A 19,836-nucleotide genomic window follows, 5' to 3' on the forward strand; every position below is an offset into this window, starting at 1 on the left:
AGTGCGGGACGATGTGATCAGGTTTGACGACGCAAGAGGAGGAAGCGGTGAACGGCGACATCAGCCAGAGCCAGGAGTGGGCGGCTCTGGGCAAGCATCACGAGGAGCTGGCGGGAAAGCAGCTTCGTGAGCTGTTCGCGGAGGACCCGGGCAGGGCCGGGCGGATGACGGTGAGCGCCGGGGACCTCTACCTCGACTACGCCAAGCACCGCGCCACCCAGGAGACGATCGACCTGCTGGTGGCCCTGGCCGAGCGGGCGGGCCTGCGCGAGCGCATCGCCGCGATGTTCGGCGGCGAGCACATCAACGTGAGCGAGGACCGCGCCGTCCTGCACGTCGCGCTGCGCATGCGGGAGAACGCCGAACTGGTCGTCGACGGCCAGGACGTCGTGGCCGACGTGCACGCGGTGCTGGACAAGATGAGCGCCTTCGCCGACCGCGTCAGGTCCAAGGAGTGGAAGGGCGCCACCGGGCAGCCGATCAGGACCGTGGTCAACATCGGCATCGGCGGCTCCGACCTCGGCCCGGCCATGGCCTACGAGGCGCTGCGCGACTACGTGGACGCCGGCGTCGAGGCCAGGTTCGTCTCCAACATCGACCCCGCCGACATCCTGGGCAACCTGCGCGACCTCGACCCGGCCACCACGCTGTTCGTGGTCGCCTCCAAGACCTTCACCACGCTGGAGACGCTGACCAACGCCAGGGTCGCCCGGTCCTGGCTGGTCGGCGCGCTGGGCGAGGACGCGGTCGCCAAGCACTTCGTGGCCGTCTCCACCAACGCCGGCAAGGTCGCCGAGTTCGGCATCGACACCGAGAACATGTTCGGCTTCTGGGACTGGGTGGGCGGCCGCTACTCCTTCGACGGCGCCATCGGCCTGTCGCTGATGATCGCCGTCGGGCCGGACCGGTTCCGCGAGATGCTGTCCGGCTTCCACAGCATGGACCAGCACTTCCGCACCGCGCCCTTCAACGCCAACATGCCGGTCCTGATGGCCCTGCTCGGCATCTGGTACACCGACTTCTTCGGCGCCGAGACCCGCGCCGTGCTGCCCTACAGCCAGCGGCTGCACCGCTTCCCGGCCTACCTCCAGCAGCTCACCATGGAGTCCAACGGCAAGTCGGTGCGCGCCGACGGCAGCCCGGTGACCGTCCCGACCGGCGAGATCTTCTGGGGCGAGCCGGGCACCAACGGCCAGCACGCCTTCTACCAGCTCCTGCACCAGGGCACCCGGCTCGTCCCGGCCGACTTCATCGGCTTCGCCGAGCCGTTCGAGGACCGCGAGGGCATGCACGACCAGCTCACCGCCAACCTGCTCGCCCAGACCAGCGCGCTGGCCTTCGGCAAGACCGCCGAGGAGATCGCGGGCGAGGGCACGCCGCCGGAGATCGTGCCGCACAAGGTGATGCCGGGCAACCGGCCCACCTCGACGATCCTGGCGACCAAGCTCACGCCGTCCACACTGGGCCAGCTCGTCGCGCTCTACGAGCACATCGTGTTCGTCGAGGGCACGATCTGGGGCGTCGACTCCTTCGACCAGTGGGGCGTCGAGCTGGGCAAGAAGATGGCGCTCGACGTGGCGCCCGCGCTCACCTCCGACGAGCCGCCGCAGACCTTCCCCGACTCCTCGACCGAACAACTCGTGCGCAGGTACCGCGAGCTGCGCGGAAGGCGGGCCTAGAGATGGGGCGGGCGGGCGCGCTGGTCCTGTTCGGCGTCACGGGCGACCTCGCGCGCAAGATGCTGCTCCCCGCGCTCTACCACCTGACCGCCGACGGCAGGCTCGATCTGCCGATCATCGGCGTCGCCAAGACCGACATGGACCTCGACGCGCTGCGCGAGCACGCCCGCGAGGCGTGCGGTGGCGTCCAGGACGCGGCGTTCGAGAAGCTGGCCGGCAACCTGCGGCTGGTGGCGGGCGACTACCGCGACCCCGGGACGTTCGCGAAGCTGCGGCAGGAGGTCGAGGGCAAGGGGTTCCTCGTCCACTACCTGGCGGTGCCGCCCGCGCTGTTCTCCGTCGTCGCCGAGGGGCTGGCCGGCGCCGGGCTCAACGACGAGGCCAGGCTCGTGGTGGAGAAGCCGTTCGGGCACGACCTCGACTCCGCGCGCAGGCTCAACGACGAGCTGCTGAAGTACTTCGACGAGGACCACCTGCGGCGGGTCGACCACTTCCTGGGCAAGGAGCCGGTCGAGGACCTCATGGTGTTCCGGTTCGCCAACATGCTGCTCGAACCGCTGTGGAACCGGAACTACGTGCGCAGCGTGCAGATCACCATGGCCGAGGACTTCGACGTCGCCGACCGAGGCGGCTTCTACGACGCCAACGGCACGGTCCGCGACGTGGTCCAGAACCACCTGCTGCAACTGCTGGCCATCCTGGCGATGGACCCGCCGCCGTCCATGGACGCCCGCGCCCAGCTCGACGAGAAGTGGCGGGTGCTGCGCGCCGTCCAGGCCGTCGACCCGGCCCACGTCGTGCGCGGCCAGTACGACGGCTACCTCGACACCCCCGGCGTCCGGCCCGGCTCCACCACCGAGACGTTCGTCGCCATGCGGCTCTACATCGACAGCTGGCGGTGGGCGGGCGTGCCCTGGTGCATCCGTTCGGGCAAGGCGCTGCCCACCACCGACCTGGAGATCGTGGCCGAGCTGCGCAAGCCGCCGGTGACGATGTTCCGCGGCGGCGACGTGCCGCCGGGGCCCAACCTCATCAGGTTCCGGCTGCAGCCCGACGCCGGGGTGACCTTCGACGTGCTGGCCAAGGAGCCCGGCCGGCAGCGGACGATCCCGGTGCCGGTGAGCGTCGACTTCACCAAGGTGCTCGGGCCGATGGAGGCCGCCTACGAGCGCATCCTGACCGACGCCGTCAGCGGCGACCCGCGGCGGTTCGCCCGGTTCGACCTGGTGGAGGAGTCGTGGCGGATCGTGGGCCGGCTGCTCGACCTGCCCGACCAGCCGCTGCCGTACGAGAAGGGCACCTGGGGGCCGGAACCGGCTGAGAAGATCCCGCCGGGCGGCTGGCACGAGATCTCCACCACGTTCGACTAGCGGCCGATCCGGGTGAACGATGGGCCCATGGACATCAAGGAGCTGTTGGAGCAGTCGAAGGACGCCGTCACCGTCAGGCGCGTCTTCGGTGAGCCGATCCACCACGGCGACGTCCTGGTCATCCCCGTCGCCCGGGTCGCCCAGGGCGGCGGGGCCGGTCAGGGGCAGGGCCGGGACGAGAAGGGGGAGGAGCTCGGCAGCGGCGGCGGTGGCGGCTTCGGCTACAGCGCCACCCCCGCCGGGGTGTTCGTCGTCAAGGACGGCGACGTGCAGTGGCGTCCGGCCGTCGACGTCAACCGGATCGTGCTCGGCGGCCAGATCGTCGGCCTCGCCCTGGTGCTGACGATCCGGACCATCTTCAAGAAGTGGCGTCACAGGAGGTAACGGGGGCACATCATCTGACGTGCTCATCGATCTGCTCGACGCGGGGCTGCCCGGCCACGAGGCGCTGCTGCCCGGCTCCAACCTGCCGGTGCGGGTCGCCCCGCTGGGCGGCGGCACGTCGCTGGTCCGCTTCCCGCCCCGGTGGAGCCGTCCCGGCCGCGGCCACTACCTGGCGGGGGAGGAGTTCGTGCTGCTGGAGGGCGAGCTGCGGGTGTCAGGGGTGGCGTACCTGCCGGGGGACCACGCCTGGCTGCCCGCCGGCGCCCTGCGCCACTCCGGCGCGGCGCCGGCGGGGGCGCTGGTGTGCACGTTCTTCGACGGCGAGCCCACCTGGGTGTCCAGCGACCTGGACGAGCCCGACGGGCCCAGCCTGCGCACCCCGCTGGTGAGCGTCGTCGTCCCCGAAGGCGGGCTGCCGCTCACGTCGCACTCCGTGCTGCTGGACACGCCCGTCCCGCTCGACCATCCGGCCGAGATGATCACGGTGCCGAGCTGGACGTGGGAGCTGTCCACCTTGATCCCCGAGGGCCGGGTCCTCGTAAGGTGGACGCCATGATGACCTCTTTGACGCAGTTCGTGGGATTCGGCGCCCTGGTGCTGCTCGGGGCGATGTCGCCCGGCCCCGACTTCGCGGTCGTGGTCCGCCGCTCGGCGCTGTCCGGCCGCGGGCACGGCATGGCGGCGGCGGCCGGGATCGCCGTGGGCGTGGCCGTCTGGGTGATGGCCGCCGGCACCGGCGTGGCCGCGCTGCTGGCGGCCTCGGCCACGGCCTTCACCGTGGTCAAGATCGTCGGCGCCGCCTACCTGCTCTACCTGGGGGCCAAGGCGCTGCGCGCGGCCCTGCGCACGGGCGGTGCGCTCGACCTCGGCCTGCCCGCTCCCGCCGACCGCGGCCCGTGGGCGGCCTTCGCCGAGGGGCTTCTGACCAACGTGCTCAACCCCAAGGCCGCGCTGTTCTTCGTGGCCCTGGTGCCGAACTTCGTGAGCGAGGGGGCCGCGTTCGGCGACACGCTGCTGCTGTCGGCGGTCGCGCTGGGCGGCACGATGGTCTGGTTCCTCACGGTGGCGAACGTGGTGAGCACGCTGCGCCGGGTGTTCGCCCGGCCCGGCGTGCGCAAGGCCGTGGACGGGCTGACCGGCGCCGCGCTCATCGGCCTCGGCGTCAACCTGGCCGTCGCCGGCCGCCCTTGACCGGCCCCGACGGCCCGGCCATGAACAGCGCGCGGCCGCGTCGGGAGACGGCCCGGCCACGAGCGGTGCGCGGCCGCGTCAGGAGACGGCGACGCCGAGCAGGTGGCCGAGGCCGAAGGTGACGGCGGCGGCGCCCGCGCCCAGCCCGAGCTGGCGCAGGCCGCCCAGCCACCACGGCCGCGCGGTCATCACGGCCACCGCCGCGCCGAACCCGAACAGCGCCACCATGCTCAGTGCCAGCGCCAGGAACAGCCCCGACGCCCCGAACAGGAACGGCGCCAGCGGCACCAGCGCCCCCGCGGCGAAGGCGAGGAACGACGAGCCGGCCGCCAGGTAGGGCGAGGGCAGGTCGTCGGGGTCGACGCCCAGCTCCTCGCGCACGTGCACGCGCAACGCCTGCTCCGGGTCGGCCGACAGCCCTTCGGCGACCCGGCGGGCGAGGTCGGCGTCCAGGCCGCGCGACCGGTAGAGGGCGGCCAGCTCGGCCCGCTCGCCGTCGGGGTTGCGGGCCAGCTCCCGCCGCTCCACGGCGATCTCGGCCCGCATCAGCTCGGTCTGGGAGCGCACCGACGTGTACTCGCCCGCCGCCATCGAGCAGGCCCCCGCGACCAGGCCGGCGAACCCGGCGAGCACCGCGCCGCGCCCCGCGCCCGCGGCGCCCACGACGCCGGCGATGAGCGCCACGTTGGAGACCAGGCCGTCCATCGCCCCGAACACCGCCGGGCGCAACCAGCCGCCGGTGACGTCACGGTGGCTGTGGTGCTTCTCAGGAGAGTAGGGCCGGGCAAGCTCAATGGTCATGACAATCCTCCCCTTATTGGCAGTTCGTCACGGAATCTAGGCCCTTCCGGCATGATCCGCAACGAAGGAGAGGCTAGCCTGATCTGCGGTTTTCGCGCTGCGTCACCGCCCGTGCGCGCGCGACCACGTGCCCGGGGGCGGAAACGCGAACGTCCCCCCGGAGCCCGCGGCGCGCGGGAGCCGGAGGGACGCGGACGGGGTCAGGCGTGCGCCGGGCTGGCGGAAGCCGGCTCAGCGGGATCAGGCTGAGCGGAACCAGGCTGGGCGGCGCCGGATCGGGCGGCCCTCGGGCCGTTGACGAGCGCGTCGCAGTCGGCGATCGCGTCCTCCAGCAGCCTGCGCAGCAGCGCGTCGGGATCCTTGATGCACGCCTGGACGATGCCGACCACGGCGAGCTGCACCGCGTTGGGCGCCGCGTACCGGCGGAAACCCTTCTCGGTGATCTTGGCGGCCCGGCTGAAGCGCCTGGCCTGCTCGGCCGCGTGCGGCACCTGCTCCATCGCCCTGCGGCTCAGCTCGCTCAGCCGGCCGGACGGCGCGCCGTCGAGCCTGGCCAGCATCTCCTCGGCCGCCAGCACCGACACCGCGAGCGCGAGCTGGCGCTCGGCGGCGGCGACGGGCAGGGCCGTGGTCGCGCAGCGCAGCGCGATGTGCGCGTCGATCCGCAGGTCGTCGCCGGCCAGCCCGATGATGGACGGCACGAGCCCGACCAGCTGGGCGCGGCTCTCGTCGCCGGTGTTGTCGTTGACCAGGCGGGCGAGCGCGGCCAGCAGCGGATGGGTGCAGGCCGGGTGGTCGCTCCACCGCTCGCCGGCCAGGTAGGACGCCAGTTCCATGAAACAGGCGCCGCGCTTCGGGTTGCGATGCCTGCCGCGGGACAGGACCGGCATGTGATCAAGGTGATTGTCCACGGGGTGCTCCATGCTCCACGCGATCGCCGTCCAGCCAGTTTGCGCTGTCGGGCGCGTCAAAGCCAGTGATCGGGCATCTTCCACAGGAATGGTTCCCTCAGGCGATGCGATCATTCCTCAACCGCTATTCATGGTTATGGCACCAAAGAATTTAATTTATGAGGATTTTTCGGCATTTATGACGAAAACAGCGGCCGTACGGGCCGGAACCGTCAGCGTGCCGGCCGCCGGGTCGTAGGACGACCGCCTGACCACCCCGTCCGCCGACGCCGCCTGCACCGGGTGCAGCCCCACCCGGCGGCCCGGCGGCGCCCCCGGCGCCCGCGTGCAGGGCGACGGGGTGGGGTTGAGCACCACGACCACCGCGTCCCAGCGCGGGTCCAGCCCCGCGGTGTCCACCCGCATCACGATCACGCCCTCGCCGCCGGCCGGGAACGACAGCCGCCGCCGCACCTCCTCCGCCGTGCCCAGCGCGAACGCCGGGGTCGAGGCCCTGATCCGCAGCAGCTCCCCGAACGCCGCCCGCGCCGCCCCGATCGCCGCGCAGCCGGGACGCAGCGCCGGGTCGGCCAGCAGCGGCCGGGCGTACGGCCAGGCGGCCTCGTTGTCCGCCCGCGGCGGCAGGCCCGCGCCGAACCCGTTGCCCGCCGAGCAGTCCCACAGCAGCCGGTTGAACCAGTCGCCGGAGTCGTAGGAGTTGCGGTCGAGCGACTTCGAGCGCAGCCGCTCGCTGCCCGCGTGCACGAACGCCGCCCCCTGCCCCAGCAGCACCGTGGCCAGCGACAGCACCTGCATGCGCACCCGGTCGGCCATCGACGTGCCCGCGGGCAGCTTGTAGGCCAGCGCGTCGAACAGCGTCTCGTTGTCGTGCGCGTCCACGTACGACACGACGTCGTCCGGCCGGGCGGCGTAACCGGCGGCGGCGCCGTTGTGATCGACCTCCGAGCCCGCGCGGCCCGAGGGCAGCACGTAGTCGCGCAGGCCGCCGGTCAGGCCCAGCATGACCAGCTCGGTGCAGTGGCGCAGGCGCTCGCGCTGCTGCTCCGCCGAGCCGTTGACGGGCGCGCCGTTGGGCGCGCCGGCCAGGCCGGAGCCGTACCCCTGCACGCGCGGGTCGGCGTCGAACGGGCCGCCGCCGCGCACCGCGTCCCGCAGCCGGTCGTCGAACGTGCCGATGCCGGTGCCGGCCATGTTGGCCTGCGTGGCCTGCTCGAACCTGGCGTCGCCGGCCACCTCGCCGAAGCTCCAGCCCTCGCCGTACAGGATGATCGAGCGGCCGTCCACGCCGTCGCGCTCGGGGGTGAGCGCGTCGAGGGCGGCGCGCACGGCCAGGATGTTGGCCTTCGGGTGGTGGCCCATGAGGTCGAAGCGGAAGCCGTCCACCTTGTACTGCCTGGCCCAGGTGCGCACCGAGTCGACCACCAGCCGGCCCATCATGGCGTGCTCGGGCGCGGTGTTGGCGCAGCAGGTGGAGGTCGCCAGGGAGCCGTCCTCCAGCAGGCGGTGGTAGTAGCCGGGCACGATCGGGTCCAGCACGTCCGCCGAGTGGGTGTGGTTGTAGACCACGTCCATGACCACGCGCAGCCCGGCCTCGTTCAGCGCGGCGACCATGGCGCGGAACTCCCTGATCCGCTCGTCCGGGTCGGTCGCGTACGAGCCTTCCGGGACGGTGTAGTGCAGCGGGTCGTAGCCCCAGTTGAAGGAGTCGCGGTCCGCGGTGAGCGCCACGATCTCCTGCTGCCGTTCGGAGTCGGGCGGCAGGGCGGCGAGGTCGCAGCCGGGCTCGGTGCGGTCCGACCGGCGCTCGGGGATCGTGGCCACGTCGAACACCGGCAGCAGGTGCACGTGGGTGAGCCCGTCCGCGGCCAGCGCGCGCAGCTCGCGCATGCCGTCGCCGTCGTGGCGGAAGGCCGCGTACGTGCCGCGCAGCTCCTCGGGCACGGTGGCGTCGGAGGCGGAGAAGTCGCGTACGTGCAGCTCGTAGATGACCGCGCGGTCCAGCGGGACCGGGGCGGGCTTGGCCAGCCGGTCCCAGCCGGACGGCTTGAGCGCGGGGTCGTCCAGGCTCACCAGCCTGCTGCGCACCCCGTCGGGCGCGGCGGCCAGGCTGTAGGGGTCGGTGACCTCGTTCGTGACGACGCCTCCCGCGGCGGGGGAGTAGACGGTGACGCGGTAGGTGTAGTCCTTGCCGTACCAGGTGGGCAGGCCGCGGATCGACCACACGCCGGTCTCCTCGTCCAGCCGCATCGTGTGCCGGCGGCCGCCGAGCGCCAGCTCCACCCGCCGTGCGGTGGGGGCCCAGAGGGCCAGCCGGGGCAGCAGCCGTCCGGACGGCCCGAGCCCGGCGCGCACGGCCCCGGCGTAGACGTCGTCGAGCACGCCCGGGATCTGCACGCCGGTCGCCGCGGCCACCGCGCCCGAGCCGTCGCGGGCCACGGCCACCACCTGGCCGCGCAGCGCCTCCTTCACCAGCCCGGCGTCCTCGGGGCGCAGCTTGAGCACGGTGCCGCCGGCCAGGTGCGGCCACGCCCGCCGCCGAACCTCGTCCAGCGCGCCCGGCGTGAGCGGGACGGTCACGGCATGGCCGGTCAGTTGGCCGTCGTGGCAGGCGATGCCGCCGGCCGGGGCACAGGCCAGCGCGTGCGTCAGCGACGGATCCACCGTCCAGACGACCGTCTCCCTGTCGATCCAGTGGGCCCGCGCCTCGCCGTCGCCGATCGCGGTCACGTAGATCATGGTGCCCGCCCGGCGGCGGCCCATGCGAGGACGCCGCGCCGGGCGGCGCAACTCGGCCGGGGGACGGGCGCAGGCCCTGGCTCTCGGTGACGTCGGCGCCGTCGGGCATCAGCATGGCCGTGCAGGCGTATTCGGCGTCCGCCCGGCCGTGGCCGCCGAAGGAGCACGCCTTGGCGGCGACGTCCTCCCGGCGGCGACCGTGAAATGCGGCTTTCCCCGCAGGGCTCTGGCCGCCAGGAGAGGTCCGGAGAACACGTCTCTGTTTTCGTGACCGTGTCATTACTTTGCGTAATCAGTGACTTTGCGTGATCCTGGGCTCATGGACGGATTCCTGGACCCCACCTGCGGAGGCATGACCGAACTACGTGTGCACGGCGTCTCCGGCACCCCGCCGGCGAGCATCCTCAACCATCCCCACCCCCGCCAGATCGCCGGCGACGCCACCACCGGCTTCTACCGCCGCTGGTGGCCCGGCGGCCGGCCCGACGGCGAGCAGGACGACCTGCCCGGCGTCCGCCACCGCGAGGCCTACGCCTGGGGCGGTCTCACCTCCGGCGGCAGGACCATCGCGCTCTGGCTGCTCCTGCTGCCCTTCTCCCTGGCCAACCTGTCCTACTTCATGCTCCCCAGACCTCCGGCCGGCGCCCGCCTGCGGCACGTGGCCGAGGCGGCGCAGCGGCTGTTCGCGCTGCTGCTCACCGGCACCCTCGTGGGCGCGGTCACCCGGGCGAGCGTCGACCTCGTCGGCTGGCAGTGCACCGCGGCCGGCCGGGCCTGCGCCCGCGAGAGCGCGCCCGCCTGGGTCCACTGGATGAGCGAGTTGTGGGGCGCCGACCCGTCCCGGCGGCTGGCGGTCGCCGCGCTGGCGCCGTTCGCGGTGGTCGTGCTGCTGTGGTGGCTGGCGCGGCGCACCTGGGAGCGCGACGAGCAGACCGGCATCCCGCACGACGGCGGCTCGCGTCCCGGGCCGTTGCTGGCCCGGCCGCGGTTGTGGCACGGCGGCGCGCCCGTGTGGCGGTTGCGGGCCGTGCACGTCGCCTTCGCGCTGGGGTCGATCGGCCTGGCGGTGTCGGCGCCGTTCGTGGGCGACCCGCGGGGGCTGGCGCTGACGGCCGCCAACGCCGCCGTCCAGGTCGCCGCCGCCGTGCTGGCGGCGCTGCCCGGCATCGCCAGGCGGCTGGCCCCCGGCGAGGCGGTCCCGCCCTGGCTCACCGGCGCGTGCCGGGCGCTGCGGGTGGCCGGGCCGCTGGCCTTCGTGGCCACGATCGCCGCCGCCCTGGCCGGGATGTCGCCCGCGCTGCCGGGGCGGCAGCTGCCCGGCATCGGCGTTGGAGCGTTCCAGTTCGCGCTGACTGTCGGGCTCGGGCTGTTCATCCTGGTGGCGACGTTCGTCCTGGCGCGCATGGACCGGCCGGCCGAGACCGGCGACCCGATCGAGCGGCGGGCGATGTGCGGCATGGCGGCCTGGTTCACGCTGATGGTGGCGGCCGGCAGCGCCAACGTGCTCGCCCTCGGCCTGCTGTTCTGGACCGCCACGTTCTTCGGCGTGCCCGCCTCGGTCGCCGAGCCGGGGCCGGTCGACCGCCGGCTCTACCTCGACGACCCGGTCTGGTGGACGGCCGCGCTCGTGCCGCTGCTGGTGATCGGGTTCGTCGCCGTGGCGGCCGAGCTGTGGCTGGCCCGCGGGTCGGCCGCCGCCGCGCTCACCCCGAAGCTGACCCCCTACTACGGCGCCTACGACCGGGACGTGGCCGGCAAGTGGGCGCTGGCCGCCCTCACCGACCGCGCCGGGCTCGTGCTGGCCGTGCTCACCGGCATCGGCGTGGCCGGTTCCGGCGCGGTGACAGTGATCTACCGGTTCCACCTGTTCGCCCCGGTGGGCGGGCTGGCCGGGCTGCTGGCCTCGATCGGGAGCTGGGCCATGACGGCGATCGTCGTGGGCCTGGTCCTGCTGGGCCGCCGCACGTACAGCGACACGCGGCTGCGCCGCACGGTCGGCATCCTGTGGGACGTCTCGACCTTCTGGCCCAGGGCCATCCACCCGCTGGCGCCGCCCTGCTACACCGAACGGGTGATCCCCGAGCTGCTCGCCCGGGTCAAGACCCTGACCAGGACCGCCGACGACGAGGTGGTGCTGTCCGGCCACAGCCAGGGCAGCGTGCTCACCGCCGCGCTCGTCCTCCAGGTACGGCCCGAGCTGCGGCCCCGCGTCCGGCTGCTCACCCACGGCTCGCCGCTGCGCCGCCTGTACGCCGCCTTCTTCCCCGCCTACTTCGGCACCCCCGGCCTGTCGGCGATGCGCGACGCCGTCCGCTGGACGAACCTGTACCGGCTCAGCGACCCCATCGGGGGGCCGGTCTTCCGCCGGGTCGACCCGTTCGGGCCGCGTCCGGCGGGCGAGGGGGAGCAGACCGTCGACCGGTTCTGCTGGGACCCGCTCCAGCCGGGGCCGGGCGAGCCGCTGCCCGAGGCGCGCTGGCACTCCGACTACTGGCTCGACCCGGCCTACGAGGAGACCCTGGCCCGGCTCACCAGGTCAGATGAAGCTCCTCGGGCGCGCGGTGGATGAGCGTGGCGGCCATCACGACGTCCGTGCGGGCCAGCCGGAGGCCGGGCAGCTCGGCCACCAGCAGCTCCAGCGTCACCCGGAGCTGCTCGCGGGCCAGGAACGCGCCGGGGCAGCCGTGCACGCCATGGCCGAACGCCAGATGACGGGCGCGCGGCCGGGTGATGTCGAAGACGTCGGGCCGCTCGTGCACCGCCTCGTCGCGGCCGGCCGAGGCGAAGGAGACGAAGACCGTCGAGCCCTCGTCCAAAGGCGTGCCGGCCAGCGTCAGCGGCCTGGTGACGCGGCGACGGAAGCCCTGGACGGGCGCCTCGTACCGGGCGGCCTCCTCGATCGCGGCCGGGATCAGCTCGGCCGGGCTCGCGCACAGCAGCTCCCACTGGCGGCGGTCGCGCAGCAGGCGGTGCACGACCGAGCCGAGCAGCGCGGTCGTGGTGAGATGCCCGGCGAGCATGACGTTCTCCACGTTGGAGGCGATCTCGTCGCGCTGGACGGGCGTCGGCTCGCCGGGGCCGGGCGCCAGACCTCGCACCACCTCGCCGGTCAGGTCGGCGGATTCGCCTGAACGGGCGGCGTGGGCGGCCAGCAGCCGCCGCAGCGCGGCCACGTCGCGGGCGGCGGCGATCTGCTCGTCCTCGGGCATCGGGGTGAACAACAGGTCCTCGGCCCGGAAGCCGCCCCTGATCGCGGTGGGCACGTCGGCCGCGTCCAGGCCCAGCAGGTGGCCGATCACGGCGGCGGGCAGCGGCCTGGCGTAGCGGGACATCCACTCGCCCCCGCCCGCCTTGACGAACGCGGTGACCAGGTCGGCGGCCGTGGCGGTGACGAACGGCAGGGCGGCGGCCACCCGGGTGGGCGACAGGCCGCGGGTGAGCGGCCTGCGGTAGCGCCGGTGCGCCTCGCCGTCGGTGCTCAGCACCACGGGCGCGCCGCCCGGCACCCCGGCCAGCTCGGCGAAGGCCCGCGGGCTCGGGATCACGTCGGGCCGCAGGGCGCCCTGGGAGGAGAAGTCGTCCGGCCTGGACAGCGCCTCGCGCACGTCGTCGTGCCGGGCCACCAGCCAGGCGTCCAGCTCCTCGACGAAGGTGAGCCCGGGGGCGGCGCGGGCGCGGGCGTAGAGCGGGTACGGGTCGCGGTAGAGCGCCTGTCGATCCACGCGTCCCATCGTCCGGCGTGGCCCGGGACGCCACAAGATCTGAAATTTTCTTTTAGTTCACTCCGAAGTCTTGAAACTTATATCCACGAACGATTGAGTTCGGTCGTGCAGACCCTCCGTTTCCTGGCCGCCGCCGCGCTCGTGTTAGGGCCGGTGGCCCTGAGCGCGCCCGCGCAGGCCGACCCCGCCCCGCCCGCCGAGGACGCGCTGAAGGCGTCCTCCTACCCGCCGCCCTCCACGCTGATCAGCCAGGCCACCGCCGGGCAGCCCCGGCTGGAGACGGCCAAGAGGACCCGGCCGGTCGCGCCGGGCCTCTCGCTCACCTCGTTCGACACCTACGACGCGCTGGGCTGGCTGCGCGCCGACGCGCTGACCGCCGACCTCGGCGGCGGCAAGGGCGGCCCCAGGGCCGACTACGTCTTCTCCGGCGAGGTGACCAAGACCGAGCCGCTGTCCGGCCCCGCCGGGCGCTCCCGCGCGGTGGCGGCGGTCAACGGCGACTTCTTCGACATCAACAACTCCGGCGCCGCCCAGGGCATCGGCGTGCAGGACGGCACGCTGGTCCAGTCGCCGGCCGCCGGGCACGACAACGCGGTCGCCGTCAGCGGCGACGGCGTCGGGCGGGTGCTCAAGATGTACTTCGAGGGCACCGCCACGCCCTCCGGCGGCGTGCCGATCGCGCTCACCCAGTTCAACCAGATGGTGCAGAACGGCGGCGTCGGCCTGTTCACGCCGCTGTGGGGCTCCTACAGCCGGGCCCGCGCCGTCGAGGGCGCCGCCACGGTCGCCGAGGTCGTGCTGGTGGACGGCGTGGTCACCGAGGTGCGCAACGCCGCCGGCACCGGGCCCATCCCGGCCGGCACCACGATCCTGCTCGGCCGGGACGCCGGCGCCGCCGCCCTGTCGGCCCTGAAGGCCGGCGACCGCGTGGACGTGAAGTACCAGCCGAAGGCGTCGGACGGCGCCGCCGTCAAGGCGGCCGTCGGCGGCAACTACGTCCTGGTCAAGGACGGCGTCGTGCAGAACAGCGGTGACCCGGCCGCGCACCCGCGCACCGCCGTGGGCTTCTCCGCCGACGGCAGGAAGATGTACCTGCTGACCGTGGACGGCCGCCAGGCCGACAGCCGCGGCGTCACGCTCAACGAGCTGGCCGCCATGATGGTGGACCTGGGCGCGGCCAACGCGCTCAACCTCGACGGCGGCGGCTCCTCCACCCTGCTGGCGCGCGAGCCCGGCTCGGCCGAGGTGCAGGTGGAGAACAGCCCCTCCGACGGCGGCGAGCGCCACGTGCCCAACGGCCTGGCGCTGTACGCGCCCGAGGGCAGCGGCAAGCTCAAGGGCTTCTGGCTGGAGACCGCGAGCGACCCGGCCAAGGCGCCCGGCGTCGGCCCGGTCGCGGGCGGCCGTCCCGACCGCGTCTTCCCCGGCCTGACCAGGCGGCTGACCGCCGCCGGCTACGACGAGACGTACGGCCCCGCGGCCGGCACGCCGTCCTGGCGGGCCAACCCGGCCGTGCACGGCGTGATCAGGAACGGCAGGTTCCACGCCCTGGTGCCCGGCCAGACCACGGTCACCGCCGCGCGCGGCGGTGCCAAGGGCACGATCGGCCTGACCGTGCTCCAGCCGCTGCAGCGGCTCGGCGCCACGGCCGACCGGCTCGGCATCTCGGGCGCCGACGGCAGCGCCGCCTTCGGCGTCGTCGGTTACGACCACAACGGCAACTCCGCGCCCATCGAGCCGGACGACCTCACCCTCGACTACGACCGGAACCTGTTCGAGGTCACCCCGGCCGAGCACGGCTACTTCACCGTCAAGGCCCGGCAGGCCACCGGCTCCGGGCTGATCACCGCCAAGGTCGGCAAGATCACCACGGCCGTGCCGGTGACGGTCGGCTTCGAGTCCAAGCCGGTCGCCGACTTCGAGGACGCGGCCAAGTGGACCTTCGCCGCCGCCCGCGCCACCGGCTCGCTGTCGGCCGCGCCGGGCCAGAGCGGCGGCGGGCTCAAGCTGTCCTACGACTTCACCACCTCGACCGCCACCCGGGCCGCGTACGCCAGTCCGCCGCAGCAGATCGTGGTGGACGGGCAGCCGCAGGCGTTCGGGCTGTGGATCAACTCCACCGGCAAGGGGGAGTGGCCCAGCCTGGAGTTCTACGACGCGCTCGGCCAGTCGCAGATCCTGCGCGGGCCGTACATGACGTGGACCGGCTGGCAGTACGTCGAGTTCCCGGTGCCCGCCGGGGTCAACTACCCGCTCAAGCTCCGGCGCTTCTACGTGGCCGAGACCCGGGCCGACGCCAAGTACAGCAACGACATCCTGATCGACGGCCTGGTGGCCAAGGTGCCGCCGTCGATCACCGCGCCCGCCGTGCCCAAGGTCGCCGACCCGGTGGTCAAGGCGGACGTGGCCAAGGCGCCCTGGCGGTTCGCGGTCATGTCGGACGCCCAGTTCGTGGCCAGGAACCCCGACAGCGACATCGTCAGGAACGCCCGCCGCACGCTCAAGGAGATCAAGGCCGCCAAGCCCGACTTCCTGCTGATCAACGGCGACCTGGTGGACGAGGCGTCGCCGGAGGACTTCGCGCTGGCGAAGAAGATCCTCGACGAGGAGCTGGGAGGAGAGCTGAAATATCACTACATCCCCGGCAACCATGAGGTCATGGGCGGCAAGATCGACAACTTCAAGGCCGTCTTCGGCGACACGTACGGCACCTTCGACCACAAGGGCACCCGCTTCGTCACCCTGGACACCTCCCGCCTGAACCTGCGCGGCGGCGGCTACGACCAGGTCGCGATGCTCCGCTCCGAGCTCGACAAGGCGGCGAAGGACGCCTCCGTCGGATCCGTCGCCGTGCTGTTCCACGTGCCGCCGCGCGACCCCACGCCGGGCAAGGGCAGCCAGCTCGGCGACCGGAAGGAGGCCGCGCTGGTCGAGGGCTGGCTGGCCGGCTTCCAGCGCGACACCGGCAAGGGCGCGGCCTTCATCGGCGGGCACGTGGGCACGTTCAACGCCTCGCGCGTGGACGCGGTGCCGTACTTCATCAACGGCAACTCCGGCAAGAACCCGGCCACCGCCCCCGAGGACGGCGGCTTCACCGGCTGGTCGCTGTGGGGCGTGGACCCCGTGACGCCCGCCGAGGCCGAGCACGTCCGGCGCAACTGGTTCACCGACGCGCCCGACTGGATCGGCACGCAGGTGCGGCCGCACGTGGACGAGCTGACGCTGACCGCGCCCGCGACCGTCGCCGTCGGCGCGCCCGCGCCGGTCACGGCGGCGATCCGGCAGGACGACCGGGCCGTCCCGGCCGCCTACCCGGTCTCGGTCACCTGGTCCGGCTCGCCCAACCTGCACGTCGGCACCCGCCAGACGGCCAAGCCGTGGCACGTGGCGGTGCTCGACCCGGGCACCGGCACGATCACGGCCCTGCGGACGGGACAGGTGACGGTCGCGGTCACCGTCAGCGGGGTCACCCGCCAGGCGACCGTGGCGCTCACCGCCAAGGCCGCCGCCTGAGGCCCCCGGCCGGGGAGGAACCACCCTCCCCGGCCGAAACCCCTCCCAGATACCGAAATATCGGGATGAGGGGTTAAGAATCTAGGCAGTCATGGGATTTCCCCTTCTTCCTCCGGATAGCACTCCTGACGTGCGGGGACCTGCCCCCGCAAGGCGCGGGACCGGGGGAAGGACTGGGGGTTCGTCGGTGAACGCATGGACCTTCGAGGGACAACCCGGCGCGCTGGGCGACACGGTCACGCTCGTGGAGGGCGGCTCGTTCTGCGTGTGCCAGCACGGCGGCGACATCGTCCCCGGCGGCGCGCAGGGCGTCTACCACGCCGACACCCGTCTGCTGTCCCGCTGGATGCTGCGCGTGGACGACCATCCCGTCGAGCCGCTGCAGGTCATCATGGGCGAGCCCTACCACGCCACCTTCCTCGGCAAGGCCCGGCCGCGTCCCGGATGGGCGGAGAGCACGCTGCTCGTGGTGCGCGACCGGTACATCGGCGGCGGGCTGCGCGAGGACCTCACGCTGCGCAACATGTCCGAGGAGGCCGCGGGCTGCGTCGTGTGCGTGCAGGCCGGCGCCGACCTGGCCGACCTGTTCGAGGTGAAGTCCGAACGCAGCTGGCCCGCCGAGGACGTCGAGATGAACCCCGGCGAACGCGGCATCGAGGTCTACTCGCCCAGCCGCGCCCGCGGCGCCAGGATCGCCGTCGAACCGCCCGGCACGCCGGTCGTCACCGCGCCGGGCCTGCTCACCTTCGACGTCGTGGTGCCCGCCCGCGGCGAATGGCGCGTCACCGTGCTGGTGACGCCGGTCCACGAGGGCGAGGAGTCCTCGGCCCGGTTCCCGGTCGCCCATCCCCCCCACCACGCCGAGCCGGCCCGCCGCCTGGCCGAGTGGACCGCCAGCACCCCCGTCCTGGAGAGCACGAACGCCGCTCTCGTCGAGGCCCTGGCCCGCTCCCGCGAGGACCTGGGCAGCCTGCGCCTGTTCGACCGCGACCATCCCGACGAGCCGCCCGCGATCGCCGCCGGCGCGCCCTGGTTCATGACGCTGTTCGGCCGCGACTCGCTGCTGACCTCCTGGATGGCGCTGCCGCTGGACCAGACGCTCGCCCTCGGCACCTTGCGCCGGCTGGCCCGGCTCCAGGGCGCCAAGGTCGACGCGCTGTCGGAGGAGGAGCCCGGCAAGATCATGCACGAGCTGCGCTTCGGCGTCCAGGACGGCTCCTCGCCGTACGGCGGGCGGGCCTACTACGGCTCGGTGGACGCCACCCCGCTGTTCGTCATGCTGCTCGGCGAGCTGCGCCGCTGGGGCGTGCACCGCGAGGCGGTCGAGGAGCTGCTGCCGCACGCCGACGCCGCCCTGGCCTGGATCGAGGAGTACGCCAGCCGCGACGGCTTCGTCTGGTACCAGCGCAAGACCGACCGCGGCCTGGTCAACCAGGGCTGGAAGGACTCCTTCGACGGCGTCAACTTCGCCGACGGCACCATCGCCCGCCCGCCGATCGCCCTGGCCGAGGTGCAGGGCTACGTCTACGCCGCCTACCTCGCCCGCGCCCACTTCGCCTGCCAGCAGGGCGACGAGGCCGCCGAGCGGCGCTACGTGCAGCGGGCGCGCGAGATCAGGGAGGCGTTCAACGAACGGTTCTGGCTGCCCGGCCCCGGCTACTACGCCATGGGCCTGGACGGGCGCGGCCGGCCCATCGACGGCCTCGGCTCCAACATGGGCCACTGCCTGTGGGCCGGCATCGCCGACGAGGACAAGGCCCGGCAGGTGGCCCGCCACCTGCTCTCGCCGGAGATGTTCACCGGGTTCGGGGTGCGCACGCTGGCCTCGTCCATGGGGGCCTACAACCCGATGAGCTACCACAACGGCTCGGTGTGGCCGCACGACAGCGCGATCATCGCCGCCGGGCTGATGCGCTACGGCCACGTCGAGGAGGCCCAGCGCATCGCCGTCGGGCTGCTGGAGGCCGCGCACGCCTTCGGGGGGCGGCTGCCGGAGCTGTTCTGCGGGTTCGGCAAGGAGGAGTACGGGCGGCCGGTGCCGTACCCGACGTCGTGCTCGCCGCAGGCGTGGGCCGCCGCCGCGCCCATCCAGCTCCTGCGCACGCTGCTGCGGCTGGACCCGTGGGTGCCGTACGGGAAGATGTGGCTGGTCCCGGCGCTGCCCGAGGGGTTCGGGGAGGTGACGATCAAGGGCATGCCGGTGGGCGACTCCAGGGTCGGCATCCGCGTCAGGGGCGAGGACGGCACGCCGCTGGTGTCCGGCCTGCCCGACGGCGTCGAGCTGGTCACCGAACCGCGCTGCCCGATCAGCGGCGCCTGCCGCTCCGGCCCCGCCCGCAGGGCGCACGGCCTGCCGGCGTTGTGACGACCGGACCGACACGGGGGAGGTGCTGGGATGACGACGGATTCCGAGGACGACTGGGAAGGCGCGCTGCGCATCGTGATGGTCGCTCCGCCTTGGGAGGAGGTCCCGCCGCGGGCCTACGGCGGGATCGAGCAGATGCTCGCCGACCTGATCACGGGCCTGTCCGCCCGCGGCCACGAGGTGACGCTGATCGGCGCGGGCAGCACCGGTCTCCCGGCCAAGTTCCTGGTCACCTACCCCGAGGCGCCCTCGGAGCGGATCGGCGAGGGGCTGCCCGAGGTGTTGCACGCCGCCCAGGCCTGGCGGGCGCTGGAAGGGCTGCCCGCCGACATCGTGCACGACCATTCGCTGGCCGGGCCGCTCACCGCCCTCGGCCGGGCGACCCCGACCGTGGTCACCTGCCACGGCGATGCCGGCGGCGAGCTGGGCGAGGTGTACCGGGCGCTCGGCGAGCACGTCAACCTGATCGCCGTCTCCGACGCCCAGCGCGCCGACGCTCCCGACCTCAACTGGATCGCCACCGTGCACAACGCGCTCGACACCGCCTCCTTCCCCTTCCGGGAGCACAAGGAGGACTGGGTGCTGTGGCTGGGCCGCTTCAGCCACAGCAAGGGCCCGCACCTGGCCATCGACGCCGCCCGCGCCGCGGGCCGCCGCATCGTGCTGGCCGGCAAGCTCACCGAGCCGTGCGAGCACGTCTACTTCGACGAGCACGTACGGCCGCGGCTCGGCCCCGGCGTCACCTATCTCGGCGAGGCCGACGCCGGGCGCAAGCGCGAGCTGCTGGCCGCCGCCCGCTGCATGGTCTTCCCCATCCAGTGGGAGGAGCCGTTCGGCATGGTGGTGATCGAGGCCATGGCCTGCGGCACGCCCGTCGTCGCCATCGGCCGGGGCGCGGTGCCGGAGATCGTGGTGGACGGCGTGACGGGGTTCGTCCTGCGGGAGCCGGCCGAGCTGCCCGCGGCGATCGAGGCGGCCGGGCGGCTCGACCCGCGGGCCTGCCGCGCCCACGTCGAGCGGCACTTCGGCGTGAGCGCGATGGCCGCGGCCTACGAGGCGGTCTACCGCCGCATGCTGGCCGCCCCCCGCCCGGCGGGGCTCACCGGCGAGCCCGCCGGGCGGTGACCCCGCCGGTGGTGCGCGCCGGTGGTGGGCGCCGGTGGC

13 protein-coding genes are annotated in these 19,836 nt (G+C 73.5%); 9 read left to right on the top strand and 4 right to left on the bottom strand.

The window, feature by feature from the left end; translation table 11 throughout:
- Positions 1 to 47: 47 nt before the first annotated feature.
- The 5 genes from pgi to AB0C33_RS11660 are packed head-to-tail and all read left to right on the top strand — an operon-like array spanning position 48 to position 4,624.
- Positions 48 to 1,679: a glucose-6-phosphate isomerase gene (gene pgi, locus AB0C33_RS11640; protein ID WP_358286286.1), complete on the top strand. Its 1,632-nt coding sequence runs from the start codon at positions 48 to 50 to the stop codon at positions 1,677 to 1,679.
- A gap of 2 nt (positions 1,680 to 1,681) precedes the next feature.
- Positions 1,682 to 3,049 (top strand): glucose-6-phosphate dehydrogenase, encoded by a 1,368-nt coding sequence (zwf, locus tag AB0C33_RS11645; RefSeq protein ID WP_358286288.1) that lies wholly within the window; start codon positions 1,682 to 1,684, stop codon positions 3,047 to 3,049.
- 27 nt (positions 3,050 to 3,076) lie between these two features.
- A complete protein-coding gene (locus AB0C33_RS11650) occupies positions 3,077 to 3,433 on the top strand; it encodes a spore germination protein GerW family protein (RefSeq protein WP_358286290.1) in 357 nt (118 codons plus the stop codon).
- Between the two features lie 19 nt (positions 3,434 to 3,452).
- Positions 3,453 to 3,989: a hypothetical protein gene (locus tag AB0C33_RS11655; protein ID WP_358286292.1), complete on the top strand. Its 537-nt coding sequence runs from the start codon at positions 3,453 to 3,455 to the stop codon at positions 3,987 to 3,989.
- Entirely contained in the window at positions 3,986 to 4,624 is a 639-nt protein-coding gene (locus AB0C33_RS11660) for a LysE family translocator (protein WP_358286294.1), read from the top strand. The genes AB0C33_RS11655 and AB0C33_RS11660 overlap by 4 nt, the downstream gene beginning before the upstream one ends.
- A 78-nt stretch (positions 4,625 to 4,702) precedes the next feature.
- Here the strand turns inward: AB0C33_RS11660 and AB0C33_RS11665 are convergent, their stop codons facing one another.
- The 3 genes from AB0C33_RS11665 to pulA form a co-directional block, all read right to left on the bottom strand.
- Positions 4,703 to 5,425 (bottom strand): VIT1/CCC1 transporter family protein, encoded by a 723-nt coding sequence (locus tag AB0C33_RS11665; RefSeq protein WP_358010508.1) that lies wholly within the window; start codon positions 5,423 to 5,425, stop codon positions 4,703 to 4,705.
- A 200-nt stretch (positions 5,426 to 5,625) separates the two neighbouring features.
- Positions 5,626 to 6,336 carry a hypothetical protein gene (locus AB0C33_RS11670; RefSeq protein WP_358286296.1) on the bottom strand — a complete coding sequence of 237 codons (711 nt, stop codon included), beginning with the start codon at positions 6,334 to 6,336 and terminating at the stop codon, positions 5,626 to 5,628.
- A gap of 156 nt (positions 6,337 to 6,492) precedes the next feature.
- Positions 6,493 to 9,072 carry a pullulanase-type alpha-1,6-glucosidase gene (gene pulA, locus AB0C33_RS11675; protein WP_358286298.1) on the bottom strand — a complete coding sequence of 860 codons (2,580 nt, stop codon included), beginning with the start codon at positions 9,070 to 9,072 and terminating at the stop codon, positions 6,493 to 6,495.
- Positions 9,073 to 9,391: 319 nt separating this feature from the next.
- Between pulA and AB0C33_RS11680 the strand changes: the two genes are divergently transcribed.
- A complete protein-coding gene (locus tag AB0C33_RS11680; protein WP_358286300.1) occupies positions 9,392 to 11,641 on the top strand; it encodes a hypothetical protein in 2,250 nt (749 codons plus the stop codon).
- Here AB0C33_RS11680 and AB0C33_RS11685 read toward each other — a convergent pair.
- Positions 11,601 to 12,794: a cytochrome P450 gene (locus AB0C33_RS11685; RefSeq protein ID WP_358286302.1), complete on the bottom strand. Its 1,194-nt coding sequence runs from the start codon at positions 12,792 to 12,794 to the stop codon at positions 11,601 to 11,603. The genes AB0C33_RS11680 and AB0C33_RS11685 overlap by 41 nt on opposite strands.
- A gap of 105 nt (positions 12,795 to 12,899) precedes the next feature.
- On the opposite strand from AB0C33_RS11685, the gene AB0C33_RS11690 reads away from it, so the two are divergent.
- The 3 genes from AB0C33_RS11690 (at position 12,900) to AB0C33_RS11700 (ending at position 19,797) form a co-directional block, all read left to right on the top strand.
- Entirely contained in the window at positions 12,900 to 16,307 is a 3,408-nt protein-coding gene (locus tag AB0C33_RS11690) for a phosphodiester glycosidase family protein (RefSeq protein ID WP_358286304.1), read from the top strand.
- A 187-nt stretch (positions 16,308 to 16,494) separates the two neighbouring features.
- Positions 16,495 to 18,672, top strand: a complete 2,178-nt coding sequence (locus AB0C33_RS11695; RefSeq protein WP_358286306.1) for a glycogen debranching N-terminal domain-containing protein — start codon at positions 16,495 to 16,497, stop codon at positions 18,670 to 18,672.
- Positions 18,673 to 18,702: 30 nt separating this feature from the next.
- Positions 18,703 to 19,797 carry a glycosyltransferase family 4 protein gene (locus tag AB0C33_RS11700; RefSeq protein ID WP_358286308.1) on the top strand — a complete coding sequence of 365 codons (1,095 nt, stop codon included), beginning with the start codon at positions 18,703 to 18,705 and terminating at the stop codon, positions 19,795 to 19,797.
- Positions 19,798 to 19,836: the final 39 nt, after the last annotated feature.

It is taken from the genome of Nonomuraea sp. NPDC048881, assembly GCF_040649795.1.
Taxonomy (GTDB): domain Bacteria; phylum Actinomycetota; class Actinomycetes; order Streptosporangiales; family Streptosporangiaceae; genus Nonomuraea.

Excerpts from the sequence above, each read along its gene's own strand:
- pulA (WP_358286298.1), bottom strand. The coding sequence starts at position 9,072 with ATGATCTACGTGACCGCGATCGGCGACGGCGAGGCGCGGGCCCACTGG.
- AB0C33_RS11665 (WP_358010508.1), bottom strand. The coding sequence starts at position 5,425 with ATGACCATTGAGCTTGCCCGGCCCTACTCTCCTGAGAAGCACCACAGC.
- AB0C33_RS11680 (WP_358286300.1), top strand. The coding sequence starts at position 9,392 with ATGGACGGATTCCTGGACCCCACCTGCGGAGGCATGACCGAACTACGT.
- AB0C33_RS11700 (WP_358286308.1), top strand. The coding sequence starts at position 18,703 with ATGACGACGGATTCCGAGGACGACTGGGAAGGCGCGCTGCGCATCGTG.
- AB0C33_RS11660 (WP_358286294.1), top strand. The coding sequence starts at position 3,986 with ATGATGACCTCTTTGACGCAGTTCGTGGGATTCGGCGCCCTGGTGCTG.
- zwf (WP_358286288.1), top strand. The coding sequence starts at position 1,682 with ATGGGGCGGGCGGGCGCGCTGGTCCTGTTCGGCGTCACGGGCGACCTC.
- AB0C33_RS11650 (WP_358286290.1), top strand. The coding sequence starts at position 3,077 with ATGGACATCAAGGAGCTGTTGGAGCAGTCGAAGGACGCCGTCACCGTC.